Source organism: Pseudomonas sp. H1_F01 (genome assembly GCF_054681425.1).
This window is the reverse complement of the sequence record NZ_CP162823.1, coordinates 4,625,452-4,642,477: the sequence shown is the minus strand read 5'-3', so window position 1 is coordinate 4,642,477 and position 17,026 is coordinate 4,625,452. Positions and strand designations below refer to the sequence as shown.

General features: G+C 58.7%; 16 protein-coding genes and 3 tRNA genes. 13 read left to right on the top strand and 6 right to left on the bottom strand.

The genetic code is table 11. From position 1 onward, the window contains the following. Window positions 1-3: 3 nt before the first annotated feature. Window positions 4-651, bottom strand: a complete 648-nt coding sequence (locus tag AB4O09_RS20900) for a YceH family protein (RefSeq protein WP_003199838.1) — start codon at window positions 649-651, stop codon at window positions 4-6. A 130-nt stretch (window positions 652-781) separates the two neighbouring features. Between AB4O09_RS20900 and AB4O09_RS20895 the strand changes: the two genes are divergently transcribed. After that, entirely contained in the window at window positions 782-1,291 is a 510-nt protein-coding gene (locus AB4O09_RS20895; protein ID WP_003199840.1) for a DUF1993 domain-containing protein, read from the top strand. A gap of 210 nt (window positions 1,292-1,501) precedes the next feature. On the opposite strand, the gene sstT is transcribed toward AB4O09_RS20895, so the two are convergent. Beyond that, entirely contained in the window at window positions 1,502-2,734 is a 1,233-nt protein-coding gene (gene sstT, locus AB4O09_RS20890) for a serine/threonine transporter SstT (protein ID WP_003199842.1), read from the bottom strand. 283 nt (window positions 2,735-3,017) lie between these two features. On the opposite strand from sstT, the gene AB4O09_RS20885 reads away from it, so the two are divergent. Further along, window positions 3,018-4,169 carry an MFS transporter gene (locus AB4O09_RS20885; protein ID WP_003199844.1) on the top strand — a complete coding sequence of 384 codons (1,152 nt, stop codon included), beginning with the start codon at window positions 3,018-3,020 and terminating at the stop codon, window positions 4,167-4,169. Here AB4O09_RS20885 and nhaR read toward each other — a convergent pair. Next, entirely contained in the window at window positions 4,166-5,062 is an 897-nt protein-coding gene (gene nhaR, locus AB4O09_RS20880; RefSeq protein WP_003199846.1) for a transcriptional activator NhaR, read from the bottom strand. The genes AB4O09_RS20885 and nhaR overlap by 4 nt on opposite strands. Before the next feature lie 139 nt (window positions 5,063-5,201). Between nhaR and AB4O09_RS20875 the strand changes: the two genes are divergently transcribed. Next, complete coding sequence (locus AB4O09_RS20875) at window positions 5,202-5,453, top strand: hypothetical protein (RefSeq protein ID WP_003199848.1); 252 nt, start codon at window positions 5,202-5,204, stop codon at window positions 5,451-5,453. Between the two features lie 26 nt (window positions 5,454-5,479). Continuing rightward, window positions 5,480-6,229, top strand: a complete 750-nt coding sequence (locus AB4O09_RS20870; protein ID WP_003199850.1) for a TerC family protein — start codon at window positions 5,480-5,482, stop codon at window positions 6,227-6,229. 70 nt (window positions 6,230-6,299) lie between these two features. Here AB4O09_RS20870 and AB4O09_RS20865 read toward each other — a convergent pair whose 3' ends face one another. Then, window positions 6,300-6,464: a hypothetical protein gene (locus AB4O09_RS20865; protein WP_003199851.1), complete on the bottom strand. Its 165-nt coding sequence runs from the start codon at window positions 6,462-6,464 to the stop codon at window positions 6,300-6,302. A 223-nt stretch (window positions 6,465-6,687) separates the two neighbouring features. Between AB4O09_RS20865 and AB4O09_RS20860 the strand changes: the two genes are divergently transcribed. Both AB4O09_RS20860 and AB4O09_RS20855 read left to right on the top strand, forming a co-directional pair. After that, window positions 6,688-7,365 carry a hypothetical protein gene (locus tag AB4O09_RS20860; RefSeq protein WP_003199853.1) on the top strand — a complete coding sequence of 226 codons (678 nt, stop codon included), beginning with the start codon at window positions 6,688-6,690 and terminating at the stop codon, window positions 7,363-7,365. A 101-nt stretch (window positions 7,366-7,466) separates the two neighbouring features. Then, window positions 7,467-7,661 (top strand): DUF6021 family protein, encoded by a 195-nt coding sequence (locus tag AB4O09_RS20855; RefSeq protein ID WP_027912605.1) that lies wholly within the window; start codon window positions 7,467-7,469, stop codon window positions 7,659-7,661. 173 nt (window positions 7,662-7,834) lie between these two features. Here AB4O09_RS20855 and pbpG read toward each other — a convergent pair whose 3' ends face one another. Together pbpG and folD are read right to left on the bottom strand one after the other, a co-directional pair. After that, window positions 7,835-8,773, bottom strand: coding sequence for a D-alanyl-D-alanine endopeptidase (gene pbpG, locus AB4O09_RS20850; protein ID WP_003199856.1), 939 nt, complete (start codon window positions 8,771-8,773; stop codon window positions 7,835-7,837). 310 nt (window positions 8,774-9,083) lie between these two features. Continuing rightward, complete coding sequence (gene folD, locus AB4O09_RS20845; protein WP_003199858.1) at window positions 9,084-9,938, bottom strand: bifunctional methylenetetrahydrofolate dehydrogenase/methenyltetrahydrofolate cyclohydrolase FolD; 855 nt, start codon at window positions 9,936-9,938, stop codon at window positions 9,084-9,086. A 281-nt stretch (window positions 9,939-10,219) separates the two neighbouring features. Here folD and AB4O09_RS20840 point away from each other — a divergent pair. The 7 genes from AB4O09_RS20840 to lon all read left to right on the top strand — a co-directional run bounded on the left by AB4O09_RS20840 (window position 10,220) and on the right by lon (window position 16,972). After that, window positions 10,220-10,296, top strand: a tRNA-Arg gene (locus tag AB4O09_RS20840). 41 nt (window positions 10,297-10,337) lie between these two features. After that, window positions 10,338-10,413: transfer RNA gene (locus AB4O09_RS20835), tRNA-His, on the top strand. Between the two features lie 58 nt (window positions 10,414-10,471). After that, window positions 10,472-10,556, top strand: a tRNA-Leu gene (locus AB4O09_RS20830). A 422-nt stretch (window positions 10,557-10,978) separates the two neighbouring features. Beyond that, complete coding sequence (gene tig / locus AB4O09_RS20825) at window positions 10,979-12,289, top strand: trigger factor (protein WP_003199860.1); 1,311 nt, start codon at window positions 10,979-10,981, stop codon at window positions 12,287-12,289. A gap of 93 nt (window positions 12,290-12,382) precedes the next feature. Continuing rightward, window positions 12,383-13,018 carry an ATP-dependent Clp endopeptidase proteolytic subunit ClpP gene (gene clpP, locus AB4O09_RS20820; protein ID WP_003199862.1) on the top strand — a complete coding sequence of 212 codons (636 nt, stop codon included), beginning with the start codon at window positions 12,383-12,385 and terminating at the stop codon, window positions 13,016-13,018. Window positions 13,019-13,130: 112 nt separating this feature from the next. After that, entirely contained in the window at window positions 13,131-14,414 is a 1,284-nt protein-coding gene (gene clpX, locus AB4O09_RS20815; RefSeq protein ID WP_003183176.1) for an ATP-dependent Clp protease ATP-binding subunit ClpX, read from the top strand. Window positions 14,415-14,575: 161 nt separating this feature from the next. After that, window positions 14,576-16,972: an endopeptidase La gene (gene lon / locus AB4O09_RS20810; RefSeq protein WP_003199864.1), complete on the top strand. Its 2,397-nt coding sequence runs from the start codon at window positions 14,576-14,578 to the stop codon at window positions 16,970-16,972. The last annotated feature ends 54 nt before the right edge of the window (window positions 16,973-17,026 follow it).

Below are 17,026 nucleotides of genomic sequence, written 5' to 3'. Positions count from 1 at the left end.
CTGCTATTCCAGCCGCGACAGGCGTTCTTCCAGGGCCGCGATCCGCGCTTCGAGTTCTTCGATGCGCTCCAGCGAGACAGCGCCGCCGGCTCCACGCTCCACCGGGTGCTGGCGGGCGGCGAGAATCGCCTCGATGTCCGCCGGGTCGCCCATGGCGTGCACATAGCGGTCTTCGCGCTGGCCGGCCTGGCGTGGCACCAGCAGCGCCAGCCCCCGGGCGATCAGGCGTTCAAGCTGGTGCACCACTTGTTCGGCGTCTTCGAAGTCGTGCATCCGACCGCTGCGGGTCAGTAGCTCATTGACGGTTTGCGGGCCACGCAGGAACAGCAGGCCCATCAGGATCACTTGGGCCGGTACCAGCTCCAGGGCTTTGTCGACCCGATGTTCCCAGCGGTCGGCGCGGCTGCCCATCACCAGTTTGGTAAAGCCGCGACCCTCCAGTGCCCGCAGGCTCTGGCCGACCTGGCCCGGATTGAGGTTCATCACCGGTTCGCGGCTGGTTTTCTGGTTGCAGGCCAGGACCAGGGCGTTGAGCGTCAGCGGGTAGGTCTCGGGGTTGGTGGCCTGCTTCTCGACCAGCGTGCCGAGGATGCGGATTTCCGTGCTATTGAGCCGTGGTTCTTCAGCCTGGCTTTGTTCTTCGATGCTCATCGCGCGTTCCCTATGCTGTGGAAGCCGCCTAGCCTAATCCTTGCGCAATAAAAGACAAGCTGTGCAACAAGCCGTGGCTATAATCGCAGCCGTTTGATTCATTCTTTCCTGCCACCTGCATGAGATCGCCATGACTATTTCCCTGTACGCCGCTTCCGTCCCGGTTTTCAAGCAGATGCTCAACGCGTTGAGCGACGTTCTGAACAAGGCCGAAGCCCACGCCACCGCGAAGAACATCGACCCGAACGCCTTCCTGCAAGCTCGCCTGTACCCGGACATGTTCCCACTGGTGCGCCAGGTGCAGATCGCGGTGGACTTCGCTAAAGGTGTGTCTGCACGCCTGGCCGAGATCGAAGTGCCGAAGTATGAGGACAGCGAGACCACGTTCGCCGAGCTGCAAGCCTTGATCGCCAAGGTCTTGGCCTTCATCGACGGTATCCGCCCTGAGCAGATCGATGGCAAGGAAGGCATCGAAATCGTCACCCGTCCGGGCACGCCGAAGGAAAAACGCTTCAGCGGCCAGAACTACCTGCTGACCTACGGCCTGCCGCAGTTCTTCTTCCACGTCACCACCACCTACGCCTTGCTGCGCCACAATGGCGTGGAAGTGGGCAAGCGCGACTACATGGGCGCGTTCTAACCCCGCAGGCATGAAAAAGCCCGGGACGGTGTGGGCCGTTCCCGGGCTTTTTTGTGGCTGACTGGCACATCCTCGGCGGATGTACCGCCGCTATCGCGAGCAAGCTCGCTCCCACAGGGGGCAGTGGCGCTCACACAATAGCTGCTACACAACACATCCCCTGTGGGAGCGAGCTTGCTCGCGATAGGGACCGAACAGCCACCGCAACTGTTACGCCGTACGCGCGAGCTTCTCTTCCTCACCCAGGCATGCGGCCGCTGTGAACAGCACATCCGTAGACGAGTTCAACGCCGTCTCCGCCGAGTCCTGCAGGACACCGATGATGAAACCCACCGCGACCACTTGCATGGCGATTTCGCTGGGAATGCCAAACAGGCTGCATGCCAGGGGAATCAGCAACAGCGAACCGCCGGCCACCCCGGATGCGCCGCACGCGCAAATCGCCGCGACAACGCTCAGCAGCACGGCCGTTGGCATATCCACTGCGATACCCAGGGTATGCACGGCCGCCAGGGTCAGCACGGTGATGGTAATGGCGGCGCCCGCCATGTTGATGGTCGCGCCCAGTGGGATCGACACCGAATAGGTGTCTTCGTGCAGGCCCAGGCGTTTGCTCAGTTCCAGGTTCACCGGAATGTTCGCCGCCGAGCTGCGGGTGAAAAACGCCGTGATACCGCTCTCGCGCAGGCAGGTGAACACCAGCGGGTAGGGATTGCGACGCAGTTTCCAGAACACGATGAGCGGGTTGACCACCAATGCCACGAACAGCATGCAGCCAATCAGTACGGTGAGCAGGTGCAGGTAGCCGAGCAGGGCGCCGAAACCGGAGGTTGCCAGGGTCGAGGCGACCAGGCCGAAGATCCCCAGTGGGGCGAAGCGGATCACTAGGCGCACGATCACGGTCACGCCGTTGGACAGGTCTTCGAGCACGGTACGGGTGGTCTGGCCAGCATGACGAATGGCGATGCCCATGCCGATAGCCCAGGCCAGGATGCCTATGAAGTTACCGTCCATCAGCGCCCGGACCGGGTTATCCACCACGCTCAGCAGGAGGCTTTGCAGCACCTCGCTGATGCCACCGGGCGCCGTGACTGCGACGTCTTGGGTCGACAGCACGAGGCTGGACGGAAACAGCGTGCTGGCAACCACCGCGACCACTGCGGCGGCGAAAGTGCCCAGCAGGTAGAGGAACAGAATCGGCCGGATATGGGTTTCCTGGCCATGCTTATGGTTGGCGATCGAAGCCATGACCAGCACGAACACCAGGATCGGCGCCACGGCCTTGAGCGCGGACACGAAGACCTTGCCGATGAATGCGGTGGACTTGGCCACGTCGGGCGCCAGCCAAGCCAGGACGATACCGGCGATCAGGCCGATGACGATTTGCGTCACCAGGCTGGTGCGTTTGAGGCGTTGCATAGGGGTAACGGACGAAGCTGTCATAGCGGCATCTCTGATTTTATTGTGTGCGACGGTCGACGAGTCAGGGCAACAAGCGGGCAGGCCACATGAGCGGACCGTGAGAAAAGTACGGCGTTTTGCAGGCCGCGGACTTTATCACAGCCCGATGAAAAATCTGACGGACCTGTGACGATCCGTCACTCGGGTGTTCAAGCGCGTTTTGTCTGGTGGACGCATTCTGTTAGGCTTTGCCTTCATCACCTTTCTATATCCGCCAGCGAGCCCACGGGCTGACGCTGGTGTCGTCGTTTCGCTGGAGTTCTGCATGTTGTTACCCATTTTTCTGTTGTCGGCCGCCGGTTTTACGGTGCTGACCACGGAATTCGTCATCGTTGGCCTGTTGCCCTCTATCGCCCGCGACTTGCAGGTCAGCATCCCCCAGGCCGGGCTGCTGGTGACGTTGTTCGCGTTTACGGTGGCGGCGTTCGGGCCATTCCTGACGGCCTGGTTCGCCCGTTTTGAACGGCGCAAGTTGTTTATCAGTGTGCTGGTGATGTTCGGCCTGGCCAACATGCTCGCCGCAGTCGCCCCCAACATCTGGGTGATGGCCGTTGCCCGGTTGATTCCGGCCCTGGGCCTGCCGGTGTTCTGGGCGCTGGCCAGTGAAACGGCGGTGGACATTGTCGGGCCACAGTTGGCCGGGCGGGCCATCGCCCGGATCGGCTTTGGCATCGTCTGTGCCACGGTGTTCGGCATTCCCGTGGGCACGTTGATTTCCGATGCGTTTGGCTGGCGCAGTGCGTTCGCGATCCTGGCGGTCATCGCCTTCGCCAAGGCGTTGCTGCTGTTTATCTACTTGCCGAAAACCAATCTGCACCAGCATCAGGTGAGCTTTCGTTCGCAATTCAAGATCCTGCGCAGCCCGTTGATGCAAGGGCATGTGCTGTTGTCGATCCTGGTGTTCAGTGGCATGTTCACCGCCTACACCTATCTGGCGGATATCCTCGAACGCCTCGCCGGGTTCGATGGCACCCTGGTGGGCTGGTGCCTGATGGGCTTCGGCGCCGTCGGGCTGCTGGGCAATTCCCTGGGCGGTCGGGCGGTGGACCGGCATCCGTTGATCGCATCGATGGTCTTCTGCCTGTTCCTGATCGGCGGCATGGTGGCGTTGGTGCCGAGCATTCATTCACCCCTGGCGCTGGCGGCGGCGATGGGCATCTGGGGCGTGACCCAGGCGGCCTTGTTCCTGGTCAGCCATGTGCGGCTGATGAAGGCGGCCCCGCAGGCCCCGGCCTTTGCCGCATCGTTGAACATCGCCGGGGCCAACCTGGGGATTGGCCTGGGGGCGATGGTTGGTGGCCGGGTCATTGATACCCTGGGCCTGGGCAGTGTCGGGTTTGCGGCGGCCGGGTTCATCTTCGTATCGATCCTGCTGGCGTTGCTGCTGATGACCTTTAAACCTCGTGTCGCCTGCTAAGCGCTGAACAACTCGCGACGCGCGCCTTCGGCAATCGCGACGATGCCGGGGTGGCTGACCTTGCGCTCCACGGAAATGGCGTAGAAGGATTCGCTCACCGCGTCGGTCTGGCCGATCACTTCTACGCCGTACTGGCGCTTGACCTCTTCGGCGATCACGCTCGGGCCGATGAAAATCCCGCTGCCTGATTGGCCGAAGGCCTGCATCAATGCGCTGTCGTCGAACTCGCCGACGATGCGCGGCTGGATCTGTTGCTCGGCGAACCAGCGTTGCAAGCGGCTGCGCACCACGGTTTCCGGTCCGGGAATCAGCAACGGAGCGTCATGCAGGCCGTGGGGGAAATCCCGCCCGTAGCGTTCTGCCAGCGCGGCGGTGGCGAAAAAGCTGATCCCGCATTCCCCCAGTTTCTGGCTGTAGCCCTTGATGTCCAGGTGGGTCGGCATCGGGCTGTCGGAAATCACCAGGTCCAGACGCTGGATCGCCAGGTCCGCCAGCAGCCGTTCGAGCTTGTCCTCGCGACAGGTGATGCGTAGCGGCTCACTCAACTCCATGGTCGGCGCGAGCAGCCGGTAGACGATGGATTTGGGCACCACATCCGCCACCCCGACCCGAAACAGGGTTTGCTGCTCGTTGGGCTGGGCGCGCAGCATCAATTCCAGCTCACCGCCCAACTGGAACATGTGTTCGGCGTAGGGCAAGGTCTGGCGGCCGGCCTCGGTCAGTTCCAGCTGCCGTCCGACGCGGCGAAACAGCTTGATGTTATAGGTCTGCTCGAACAGGGAAATCTGCCCGCTGATGGTCTGAGGGGTCAGGTTCAACTGCTCGCAGGCGCGCACGATGCTGCCGGTTTTCGCCACCACCCAGAAGTAATGCAATTGTCGGTAATTGAGCATGGGTTCACGCGGATTCGTAAAAACCGAAGTATAACCGCTGAAAATACGAATTTTCCTGAAGTGTTCGCGTCTCTAGAATGCCTGGCCATTGGCGGGCCATTTTCGTGCACCTTCTATTCTCTCAAGAGGCATTTATTTCATGACATACAAATCCCTGGGACTTGCAGCCTTGTTGACGATGTCTGCAATGACATTGGCGGGCTGTGAACAGGCTGAAAAAAGTGCCCAGCAACTGATGGGACAGGCTGCGCAAACCGCCAAGCAGGCCATTGATGACACCCACAAGGCCGCCGAACAGGCGATCAGCGAAGCCACCGGCGGGTTGATCAGCCCGAAGAAGAAGCCGGCCGACGAAGCTGACGAAACACAAACCCCGACCAAAACCATCTAACACGTCACATCAGTCAGGACTGACCCATGGATTATCTTCTGCAGCTCGCCGCCAGCCCCACCGCGTGGATCGCCCTGGCAACTCTGGTGGTCATGGAAATCGTGCTCGGCATCGATAACCTGATCTTCATTTCGATTCTGACCAACAAGCTGCCCGCCCAGCACCGTGCCAAGGCACGGCGGATCGGTATCGGCATGGCGCTGATCCTGCGCCTGGGCTTGTTGAGCACCATTGCCTTCATTGTGCAGTTGACCGAACCGGTCATCGAAATCCTGGGTCAGGCGTTCTCCTGGAAAGACATGATCCTGATTGCCGGTGGTCTGTTCCTGCTGTGGAAGGCGACTACTGAAATCCACCACAGCATGGACCCGGCACCGGATGATCCCAAGTCGGCCACGTCCGGCGTGACCCTGGGCTTTGCTGCAGCGATTGGTCAGATCCTGATGTTGGACCTGGTGTTCTCCATCGACAGCATCATCACGGCTGTGGGCATGACCGAGCATTTGCCGATCATGATCATCGCGGTCGTTGTATCGGTACTGGTGATGCTGCTGGCAGCCGAACCGCTGGCCAAGTTCATCAATGACAACCCGACGGTGGTGATGCTGGCCCTGGGCTTCCTGATCATGATCGGCATGACGCTGATCGCCGAAGGCTTCGGTGCCCATGTGCCCAAGGGTTATATCTACGCGGCCATGGCGTTCTCGGCGGCGATCGAAGTGTTGAACATGTTGTCCCGTCGGGCCAGGGAAAGGGCGTTGGCCGACAACGCCTGATGCCACGCAAACAGAAGCCACCCGGGTCGAGGCCCGGGTGGTTTTTTTTGAGGGTTTGAAAAGCGAATGCTCAGTGTGCGGTGGCGTGGCGTCGCGCGGATTTTGTGGTTTTTTCCGATTGCGCAGGTGGCGCGTGATGATGGCGCCGGGTGATCCGAAGCACGCCCCACAGCATGGCCGTGGCTACGCTCAGCCAGCCGAATATCAGCATCAGAATTGTCGTGGTCAGGCTCATCTGTGCCTCCTTTTATCCCCAGTCCGGGATCACGCACCTAATACATGGACAGTCTAGTCGCTCAAGTGTTGCAGGTAATCGATCCGTGGCGGTCGGGCACGGATCGGTTCGTTCTATCGCGCTCGTAAAACTGCCGTTATGGCTATACCCAGGGCTGTGCGCGCCTTATGATCGTCGACCCAAGCCTGGCCCGGATGCCGGGTGCCTGAACAAGAGAGTCATCATGTCGCCGGTCATTTCATCTTTTCGATCACTGGTACTGACGCTGTCCTGCCTCGTTGCCCTGGTGGGGTGTGCGGGCAGTGTGTCGCCGCAGATCCAGCGCCTGCCCGAACGGGTGGAGCTCAACAGCGTGCCGTTCTTTCGCGGCGAAATGTACCAGGGCGCCCCGCAGTCCCTGGCTGCCCTGCTGACGTTGCAAGGCACGGTGATCACGCCGGGGCTGCTGGAGAAACCGTTGCACCTGCCGGGTGGCGAAGCCGGTTTGCAGCAGAATATGCAAACCCTGGCGCGCGAATACGGGCTGCTGGTGTATCCCCTCGACGCCAAGCTGCCGGCGTTGTTGGAACAGGTCGCGGCAGGCTATCCGGTGCTGGTGCGCTATGTCGACGGTTCGGCGTTCTGGGCCGAGCCTCGGTACGGGATTCTCGCTGGCTACAACCGTCAGAAGCAGACGGTATTGCTGCGCTCAGGCATGAACCGACGGCAGTTGATGAGCTTCAGTGCCTTCGAATCGGCCTTCAAGAGCGCAGGCGGCTGGGCGGTGCTGGTCCAGCGACCTACGCAGCTTCCGGCCAATGTCGACTCGCAGCGGTGGCTCAAAGCGGCGGCCGAATTGGGCGGGGCAGGGCAGGAGCAAGCGGCGGCGCGGGCCACCAAGACCTTGGAAGCGGCGCATTGATCGTTCACCCCGTTCGTCACTTGCCGGGCACAACCTGGCAGGCCTGAGGCTCTTATCGTCAGGGTTGGGCATTTTCCGACCCGTGATTGGAGGAGGCACGCATGGCACAGTCGAAAACACCTACGGGGCCACATTCGTCAGAGCATTCCAGTGGTGATGACCTGGGGTTCGATCCGGATTCGCCGGACCTTGAGGACCCCCAGGTTGATCCGGTAGGGCCGGCCAAGGCGCCTCTGGACAAGAAGGATGGGCGTAAGCCCAAGCCCTATGATCCGCTGGGTGACCTGAAGGCCTAGGCATTATCTGTTCCGAGAGGCGTGGGTTGGTGTGTATATCCGTTATTTAGGTAACGGATATAAACACCAAAGCAATAAAACAAAAAAACGGCGCTCCCCATTTCTGAAAGAAGCGCCGCTTTTTCTAAGTGAACAGCATTACGACGAGTCGGGGCTTTTCTGTGTGCCGCGGATTATTGGGAGGCTTCCACCACACCACTCTGGCGGCTCTTGAGATTCTTGGCAGCCTTGTATTGCAGGGCCACTGACGGCACGTCGGTGCTTTTTCCGGTCTCGACCCAGCTACGAATCCGGCTGGCATCGGCGAAGTGCGTGAACTTGCCGAATGCATCGAGGATCACCAGTGCCATCGGGCGATTGCCCATCTTCGTCACCAGCACCAGGCAGTGGCCGGCCTCGTTGGTGAAACCGGTCTTGGTCAACTGGATATCCCAGTTGGCCTTGTGGATCAAGTGGTCAGTGTTGCGAAAGCCCAGGCTATACACAGGCTTGCGGAAGGTAACGGTCTTTTCCTTGGTGGTGCTCAGTTCGCTCAGCAATGGATACTTGCGAGCGGCGATCAGCAGCTTGGTCAGGTCCCTGGCGGTCGAGACGTTGTGGATCGACAGGCCCGTCGGTTCGACGTAATGGGTGCTGGTCATGCCCAGCGCCTTCGCCTTGGCGTTCATGGCGGCAATGAACGCGGCATAGCCACCTGGATAGTGGTGGGCGAGGCTGGCGGCGGCGCGGTTTTCCGAAGACATCAGGGCGATCAGCAGCACGTCCCGGCGCGACAGCTCGCTGTTGAGTTTGACTCGGGAAAACACGCCCTTCATCTCTGGGGTGTTGGCAATGGTGATGGAGATGTACTCATCGAGGTTCTGTTTGGCATCCAGCACGATCAGGCCGGTCATCAACTTGGTCACCGACGCGATGGGTACCACCACGTCCGGGTTGCTCGAATAAACGACTTTATCCGTCTGCAGGTCCAGCAACATCGCGCTGCCCGAGGCGACTTGCAGCTTGGTCGTGTCCCGGGGGGCCGCGATGGTTTCCTGTGCAACGACATTTTGCGTGATAAAGCTGCCTGTGAAAGCGATGAATAGGCTGATGATGGAAAGACGGATTTTCACGCGAGTAGACTCGATAGAGTTGAAGGTGCCGTTGAGCAACGACTTTTAAAAAAAACGTCGCATTTTAGGAGTATGGGCGACAGCAGCGCTATATGCCTGTATCGCCAGGGCTTGTGAATAAATAAAGTTTCATGAGGGGGATTTTGGCGAAACGAATCTGAAAAATTCGTAATTTGGCGGCTAAAGTCCGGTCGCCAGAAACACCTGTGGGAGCAAGCTTGCTCGCGATAGCGACGTGTCAGTCAACTGGATGTTGGCCGGTCCATCGCTATCGCAAGCAAGCTCGCTCCCACAGGTTTGTGGACGCGTATCAGCTGTGCAGCGTTTCAGCCGCGTACAACGTGTTTTCCAGCAGGCAGGCGCGGGTCATCGGGCCTACGCCGCCAGGTACCGGCGTGATCCAGCCGGCGCGGGGCAGGGCGGTCTCATAGACCACGTCGCCCACCAGCTTGCCATCTTCCTGGCGATTGATGCCCACGTCGATGACGATGGCGCCTTCCTTGATCCACTCGCCCTTTACCAGGCCGGGTTTGCCGGCAGCCACCACCACCAGGTCCGCGCGGCCGACATGGCCAGCCAGATCCTTGGTGAAACGATGGGTCACGGTCACGGTGCAGCCGGCCAGCAGCAGCTCCATGGCCATTGGACGACCAACGATGTTGGACGCACCCACCACTACGGCGTCGAGGCCATACAGGTCCACGCCAGTGCTTTCCAGCAGCGTCATGATGCCTTTAGGGGTGCAGGGGCGAAGCAACGGAATGCGCTGGGCCAGGCGACCGACGTTATAAGGATGGAAGCCATCGACGTCTTTGTCCGGGCGGATACGCTCCAACAGCTTGGAGGCGTCGAGGTGTTCAGGCAGCGGCAGCTGGAGCAGAACGCCGTCGATGTTCGGGTCATCGTTCAGGCGATCGATCAGATCGGCCAACGCTTGCTGGGTGGTTTCGGAAGGCAGGTCGTAGGCCTGGGAAAGGAAGCCGACCTCTTCACAGTCTTTACGCTTGTGCGAGACATAAACCTGAGAGGCAGGATCGCTGCCGACCAGGATCACCGCAAGGCCGGGCGTACGCAGGCCTTGCTGGCGGCGCTCGGTGACTCGTTGGGCGATCTGCTGGCGCAGGCTGGCGGCGATCGATTTGCCGTCGATAAGTTGTGCAGTCATTGCGCGTGGTTAACCATCGAGAGGGGAAAAAAAGAGAACGCATTCTCGCATGCCGGGGCGTGGGGGCAAAGGCGCTTGGTCTGCAAATTCCCCTAACCCCTTTAATTAAATGAATTTTTTTCAAAAAAGAGTTGACGACCTATCAGGCCGTCTATAACATTCGTCGCACTTGTCGGGCACAGCCTAGCACTGGTTAAGAAGGTGGAGCGGAGTTGGTTGTTTCAACTCGGTAAAACTGAAAGCACTTAGTTTGTAATCGTCCAAGAATACAGATTAAAAAGGCGCCCGTAGCTCAGCTGGATAGAGCATCCGCCTTCTAAGCGGATGGTCGCAGGTTCGAGTCCTGCCGGGTGCGCCAATTAGGCAGCTTTGGCACAAGTAAGGCAACAAGGCAATATGGTGGGCGTAGCTCAGTTGGTAGAGCACGGGATTGTGACTCCCGTTGTCGTGGGTTCGATCCCCATCGTCCACCCCATATTCTAGAAAGGCGCCAGATCTAACAATCTGGCGCCTTTGCTTTAAAAGCTTGATACGCGGATGTGGTGGAATTGGTAGACACACTGGATTTAGGTTCCAGCGCCGCAAGGTGTGAGAGTTCGAGTCTCTCCGTCCGCACCATACAAGTCGCTATTTAAATAGCAGAAAACGGCGCAGTACCTGAAAAGGGCTGCGCCGTTTTTGTTTTCAGTGGTTCTGTGTTTGGCGTCGGTACGGTTTTTGGAGCTGCGCGCAGCGGTCGGTTCTTCGTGAATGTGTTTCGTGATGATGCGCGGTATGCCCGTTGGTCTCCTTGTGGGGCGGGGCGCTGCGCGACCGGACAAGCCCCTTCTATATATAGAAGCGTTGGCGCAGAGCCTTGGACTGAATCGACTGTATTTGCAATCCGGGTGGGGCATGACCGTTTGCCCTGTCCTAAATCCGGCGCCTGTTTCCAGCGCGTTTTCAGTAGGGTGACTTCTTGAGTTTGACCTACTAGAATGCATGCCCTTGATTCTGGGGTCGGAAACGCCCGGCCAACGTCTGTGCAACGAGGAATATCCATGCAAGTTTCTGTTGAAAATACTTCTGCTCTTGAGCGCCGCATGAGCATCACCGTGCCGGCTGAGCGCATCGAGACTCAGGTCAACAAGCGTCTGCAGCAGACTGCCCAAAAGGCCAAAATCCCAGGTTTCCGCCCAGGCAAAGTGCCAATGAGCGTGATCCGTCAGCGTTACGAAGCTGATGCGCGTCAGGAAGCCGTGGGCGACGTGATCCAGTCTTCGTTCTACGAAGCGGTCGTCGAGCAGAAGCTGAACCCGGCCGGCGCTCCGTCCGTCGAGCCTAAAGTGCTGGAAAAAGGCAAGGACCTGGAATTCGTCGCCACGTTCGAAGTGTTCCCTGAGTTCACGGTTGCCGGTTTCGAATCCATCGCCGTCGAGCGCCTGAGCGCTGACGTGTCGGATGCCGACCTGGACAAGATGCTGGACATCCTGCGCAAGCAGAACACCCGTTTCGAAGTGACTGAGCGTGCTGCCCAGAACGAAGATCAACTGAACATCGATTTCGTCGGCAAGGTCGACGGTGAAGTGTTCGCGGGCGGTTCCGCCAAGGCTACCCAGCTGGTGCTGGGTTCCGGCCGCATGATTCCTGGCTTCGAAGACGGCCTGGTTGGCGCCAAGGCCGGTGAAGAGCGCGTTCTGAACGTGACCTTCCCTGAGGACTACCAGAACCTGGACCTGGCTGGCAAAGCCGCCGAGTTCACCGTGACCGTCAACACTGTTTCCGAGCCGAAACTGCCTGAGCTGAACGAAGAGTTCTTCGCCCAGTTCGGCATCAAGGAAACCGGTCTGGAAGGTTTCCGCACCGAAGTTCGCAAGAACATGGAGCGTGAGCTGCGCCAGGCCATCAAGTCCAAGGTCAAGAACCAGGTCATGGACGGTCTGCTGGCCTCCAACCCGATCGAAGTGCCAAAGGCCCTGCTGGACAACGAAGTGAACCGTCTGCGCGTGCAGGCTGTTCAGCAGTTCGGTGGCAACATCAAGCCGGACCAACTGCCTGCCGAACTGTTCGAAGAGCAAGCCAAGCGCCGCGTCGTGCTGGGCCTGATCGTCGCCGAAGTGGTCAAGCAGTTCGAACTCAAGCCTGACGAAGCCCGCGTTCGCGAGCTGATCCAGGAAATGGCCTCGGCCTATCAAGAGCCTGAGCAAGTCGTGTCCTGGTACTACAAGAACGACCAGCAACTGAACGAAGTCCGTTCGGTTGTGCTGGAAGAACAAGTTGTGGATACTGTTCTGCAGAAAGCTAGCGTGACCGATAAAGCGGTCTCTTACGAAGAAGCGGTCAAGCCGGTGGAAGCTCCACAAGCCGATTGATGGTTCTGCGGTAAGAAATAAACACCCATAAGCCAGCCTTCGTGCTGGCTTATGCGTATTCAAGACATAACTATTTGGGAGTGACTGCGAGACATGTCCCGCAATTCTTTTTATCAGCAGAGCTCTGACATCCAGGCCGCAGGCGGCCTGGTCCCGATGGTTATCGAGCAGTCCGCCCGCGGCGAACGTGCCTATGACATCTACTCGCGTCTGCTCAAGGAACGCGTCATCTTTCTGGTGGGCCCGGTAGAGGACTACATGGCCAACCTGATCTGTGCGCAACTGTTGTTCCTTGAAGCCGAAAACCCGGACAAGGATATCCATCTCTATATCAACTCCCCTGGCGGTTCGGTGACGGCGGGCATGTCGATCTACGACACCATGCAGTTCATCAAGCCTAACGTTTCGACGACCTGTATCGGTCAGGCTTGCAGCATGGGTGCGTTTTTGCTGACAGCTGGTGCCCATGGCAAGCGTTACTGCCTGCCGAACTCGCGCGTGATGATTCACCAGCCGCTGGGCGGTTTCCAGGGCCAGGCATCGGATATTGAAATCCATGCCAAGGAAATCCTCTTCATTCGCGAGCGCCTCAATACCTTGATGGCCAAGCACAGCGGGCGCACGCTAGAAGAAATCGAGCGCGATACCAACCGCGACAATTTCATGAGCGCTGAAGCCGCACGTGAATATGGTCTGATCGATGAAGTGATCAACCAGCGCCCCGCTTAAAATAAGCAGCTCAAAATGAGGTTGATCGGCAGGTCCGATCACCTGCGGGCTTGAAAAAGCCCGCAATTGCCTTCATCTTGTGTTGCAAGCCTATCGGATTTGGATCGATCGAATGACTGACACCCGCAACGGCGAGGACAACGGCAAACTGCTTTATTGCTCCTTCTGTGGCAAAAGCCAGCATGAAGTGCGCAAATTGATTGCCGGCCCCTCGGTCTTCATTTGCGACGAGTGCGTCGACCTGTGCAATGACATCATCCGCGAGGAGGTGCAGGAAGCCCAGGCCGAGAGCAGCGCGCATAAATTGCCTTCGCCTAAAGAAATCAGCGGCATCCTTGATCAGTATGTGATTGGTCAGGAACGTGCGAAAAAGGTACTGGCCGTAGCGGTGTACAACCACTACAAGCGCCTGAACCAACGTGACAAGAAGAATGACGACGTCGAACTCGGCAAGAGCAACATCCTGCTGATCGGCCCGACAGGCTCGGGTAAGACCCTGCTTGCCGAAACCCTGGCCCGCTTGCTGAACGTTCCGTTCACCATCGCCGACGCAACCACCCTCACTGAGGCGGGTTATGTGGGTGAGGATGTCGAGAACATCATTCAGAAGTTGTTGCAGAAGTGCGACTACGATGTGGAAAAGGCCCAGATGGGCATTGTCTACATCGATGAAATCGACAAGATTTCCCGCAAGTCCGACAACCCGTCCATCACCCGGGATGTTTCCGGTGAGGGCGTGCAGCAGGCCTTGCTCAAGTTGATCGAAGGTACGGTCGCTTCCGTTCCACCCCAAGGTGGTCGCAAGCATCCGCAGCAGGAATTCCTGCAAGTCGACACCCGTAACATCCTGTTCATCTGCGGTGGTGCGTTCTCCGGCCTGGAAAAGGTTATTCAAAACCGTTCCACCCGTGGTGGCATTGGTTTCAACGCCGAAGTGCGCAGCAAGGAAGAAGGCAAGAAAGTCGGTGAATCCCTGCGTGAAGTCGAGCCTGACGATTTGGTCAAGTTCGGTCTGATCCCGGAATTCGTCGGTCGTCTGCCGGTCCTGGCGACGCTGGACGAGTTGGATGAAGCGGCGTTGATGCAGATCCTGACCGAGCCGAAGAACGCCCTGACCAAGCAGTATGCCAAGTTGTTCGAAATGGAAGGTGTAGACCTGGAATTCCGTTCCGACGCGCTGAAATCGGTCGCAAAACGTGCCCTGGAGCGTAAGACCGGTGCCCGTGGATTGCGCTCGATTCTCGAAGGCGTATTGCTCGACACGATGTACGAGATCCCCTCGCAGTCCGAGGTGAGTAAAGTCGTGATCGATGAAAGCGTCATAGAAGGCAAGTCCAAGCCACTGTATATCTATGAAAACAGTGAGCCGGCTGCCAAGGCCGCACCGGACGCTTAAGCGTTCGGCTGCCGGAACAAAGGAGGGGCCTTCGGGCCCCTTTGCTTTTTGCGCGTTTTAGACGTGTCTTAGCGCTTGTTTTTTTTCAAGGCTGCCCCCATCTTGGTTTCAAGCTTACTTCCATCTGTTTCCGGCCCGAGGGCCGCCGTAGAGGCGAAATCATGAAGACAACCATCGAATTGCCTCTCCTGCCATTGCGCGATGTCGTGGTGTATCCGCACATGGTTATCCCGCTGTTCGTGGGGCGCGAGAAGTCCATCGAAGCCCTTGAGGCTGCGATGGCGGGTGACAAGCAGATTCTTTTGCTGGCTCAGAGAAACCCGGCCGATGATGATCCCGGCGAAGACGCACTGTATCGCGTAGGTACGATTGCAACGGTTCTGCAATTGCTCAAGCTGCCCGACGGCACCGTCAAGGTCCTGGTCGAAGGCGAGCAGCGCGGTGCTATCGAGCGTTTCAGCGAAGTGGACGGCCATTGCCGGGCCGAGGTGTCGCTGATCGAAGAGGTCGATGCGCCCGAGCGTGAGTCAGAGGTGTTTGTCCGCAGCCTGCTGTCGCAGTTCGAACAATACGTGCAACTGGGCAAGAAGGTGCCTGCAGAGGTCCTGTCGTCGCTTAACAGCATCGATGAGCCTGGGCGACTGGTCGATACGATGGCGGCCCATATGGCCCTCAAGATCGAGCAGAAGCAGGAAATTCTCGAAATCATTGATTTGTCGGCCCGTGTCGAACACGTGCTGGCACTGCTCGACGGCGAAATCGATCTGTTGCAGGTCGAGAAGCGCATTCGCGGTCGCGTCAAGAAACAGATGGAGCGCAGCCAGCGCGAGTACTACCTGAATGAGCAGATGAAGGCCATTCAGAAAGAGCTGGGCGATGGTGACGAAGGCCACAACGAAATCGAAGAGCTGAAAAAGCGCATCGATGCCGCCGGCTTGCCCAAGGATGCACTGGCCAAGGCCCAGGCTGAGCTGAACAAGCTCAAGCAAATGTCGCCGATGTCTGCTGAGGCCACCGTAGTGCGCTCCTACATCGACTGGTTGGTCCAGGTGCCGTGGAAAGCCCAGAGCAAGGTGCGTCTGGACCTGGCGCGTGCCGAAGACATCCTCGACGCCGACCATTACGGCCTGGAAGAGGTCAAGGAGCGTATCCTTGAATACCTCGCCGTGCAGAAGCGCGTGAAGAAGATTCGTGGCCCGGTCCTGTGCCTGGTCGGTCCTCCTGGGGTCGGTAAAACCTCCCTTGCGGAGTCGATTGCCCACGCGACCAACCGCAAATTCGTACGCATGGCTCTTGGCGGCGTGCGCGATGAGGCGGAAATTCGGGGGCATCGCCGTACCTACATCGGTTCGATGCCAGGAAGATTGATTCAAAAGATGACAAAGGTCGGCGTGCGCAATCCGCTGTTTCTTTTGGACGAAATCGACAAGATGGGTAGCGACATGCGCGGCGATCCCGCCTCTGCGTTGCTCGAAGTCCTCGATCCTGAGCAGAATCACAACTTCAACGATCACTACCTGGAGGTCGACTACGACCTGTCGGATGTGATGTTCCTCTGCACCTCCAACTCCATGAATATTCCGCCGGCGTTGCTGGACCGGATGGAGGTGATTCGTCTTCCGGGCTACACCGAGGACGAGAAGATCAACATCGCCGTGAAATACCTTTCGCCCAAGCAGATCCAGGCCAACGGCCTGAAAAAAGGCGAGCTGGAATTCGACGAGGAAGCGATTCGCGACATCATCCGCTACTACACCCGCGAAGCCGGTGTACGTGGCCTGGAACGGCAGATTGCCAAGGTCTGCCGCAAGGCGGTCAAGGAACATGCGCTGGAAAAACGCTTCGCGGTCAAAGTCACTGCGGACCTGCTGGAGCACTTCCTGGGCGTACGCAAGTTCCGCTACGGCCTCGCCGAGCAACAGGATCAGATCGGCCAGGTGACTGGCCTGGCCTGGACCCAGGTCGGTGGTGAGTTGCTGACCATCGAAGCGGCCGTGGTGCCGGGCAAGGGGCAACTGATCAAGACCGGTTCCCTGGGCGACGTGATGGTCGAATCGATCACCGCTGCGCTGACGGTGGTTCGCAGCCGCGCCCGGAGCCTGGGCATTCCCCTGGACTTCCATGAGAAGCGCGACACGCATATCCACATGCCTGAAGGGGCTACGCCCAAGGACGGCCCAAGCGCTGGTGTAGGCATGTGCACGGCCCTGGTCTCGGCATTGACCGGTATCCCGGTGCGTGCCGACGTCGCCATGACGGGTGAAATCACGCTGCGCGGCCAGGTCCTGGCGATTGGCGGCCTGAAGGAAAAACTGCTGGCGGCACACCGTGGTGGGATCAAGATCGTGATCATTCCCGAAGAGAATGTCCGCGACCTGAAGGAAATTCCTGACAACATCAAGCAAGATCTTCAGATCAAACCCGTTAAATGGATTGACGAGGTCCTGCAAATTGCGCTGCAATACGCGCCGGAGCCCTTGCCGGATGTGGCTCCGGAGATTGTCGCGAAGGAAGAAAAGCGAGAGTCTGACTCTAAGGAAAGAATTAGCACGCATTAATACGCATTTGCCTGGGGGGCTTCCTTGACAGTTTTTTAGAGCCCTTGTTATAAA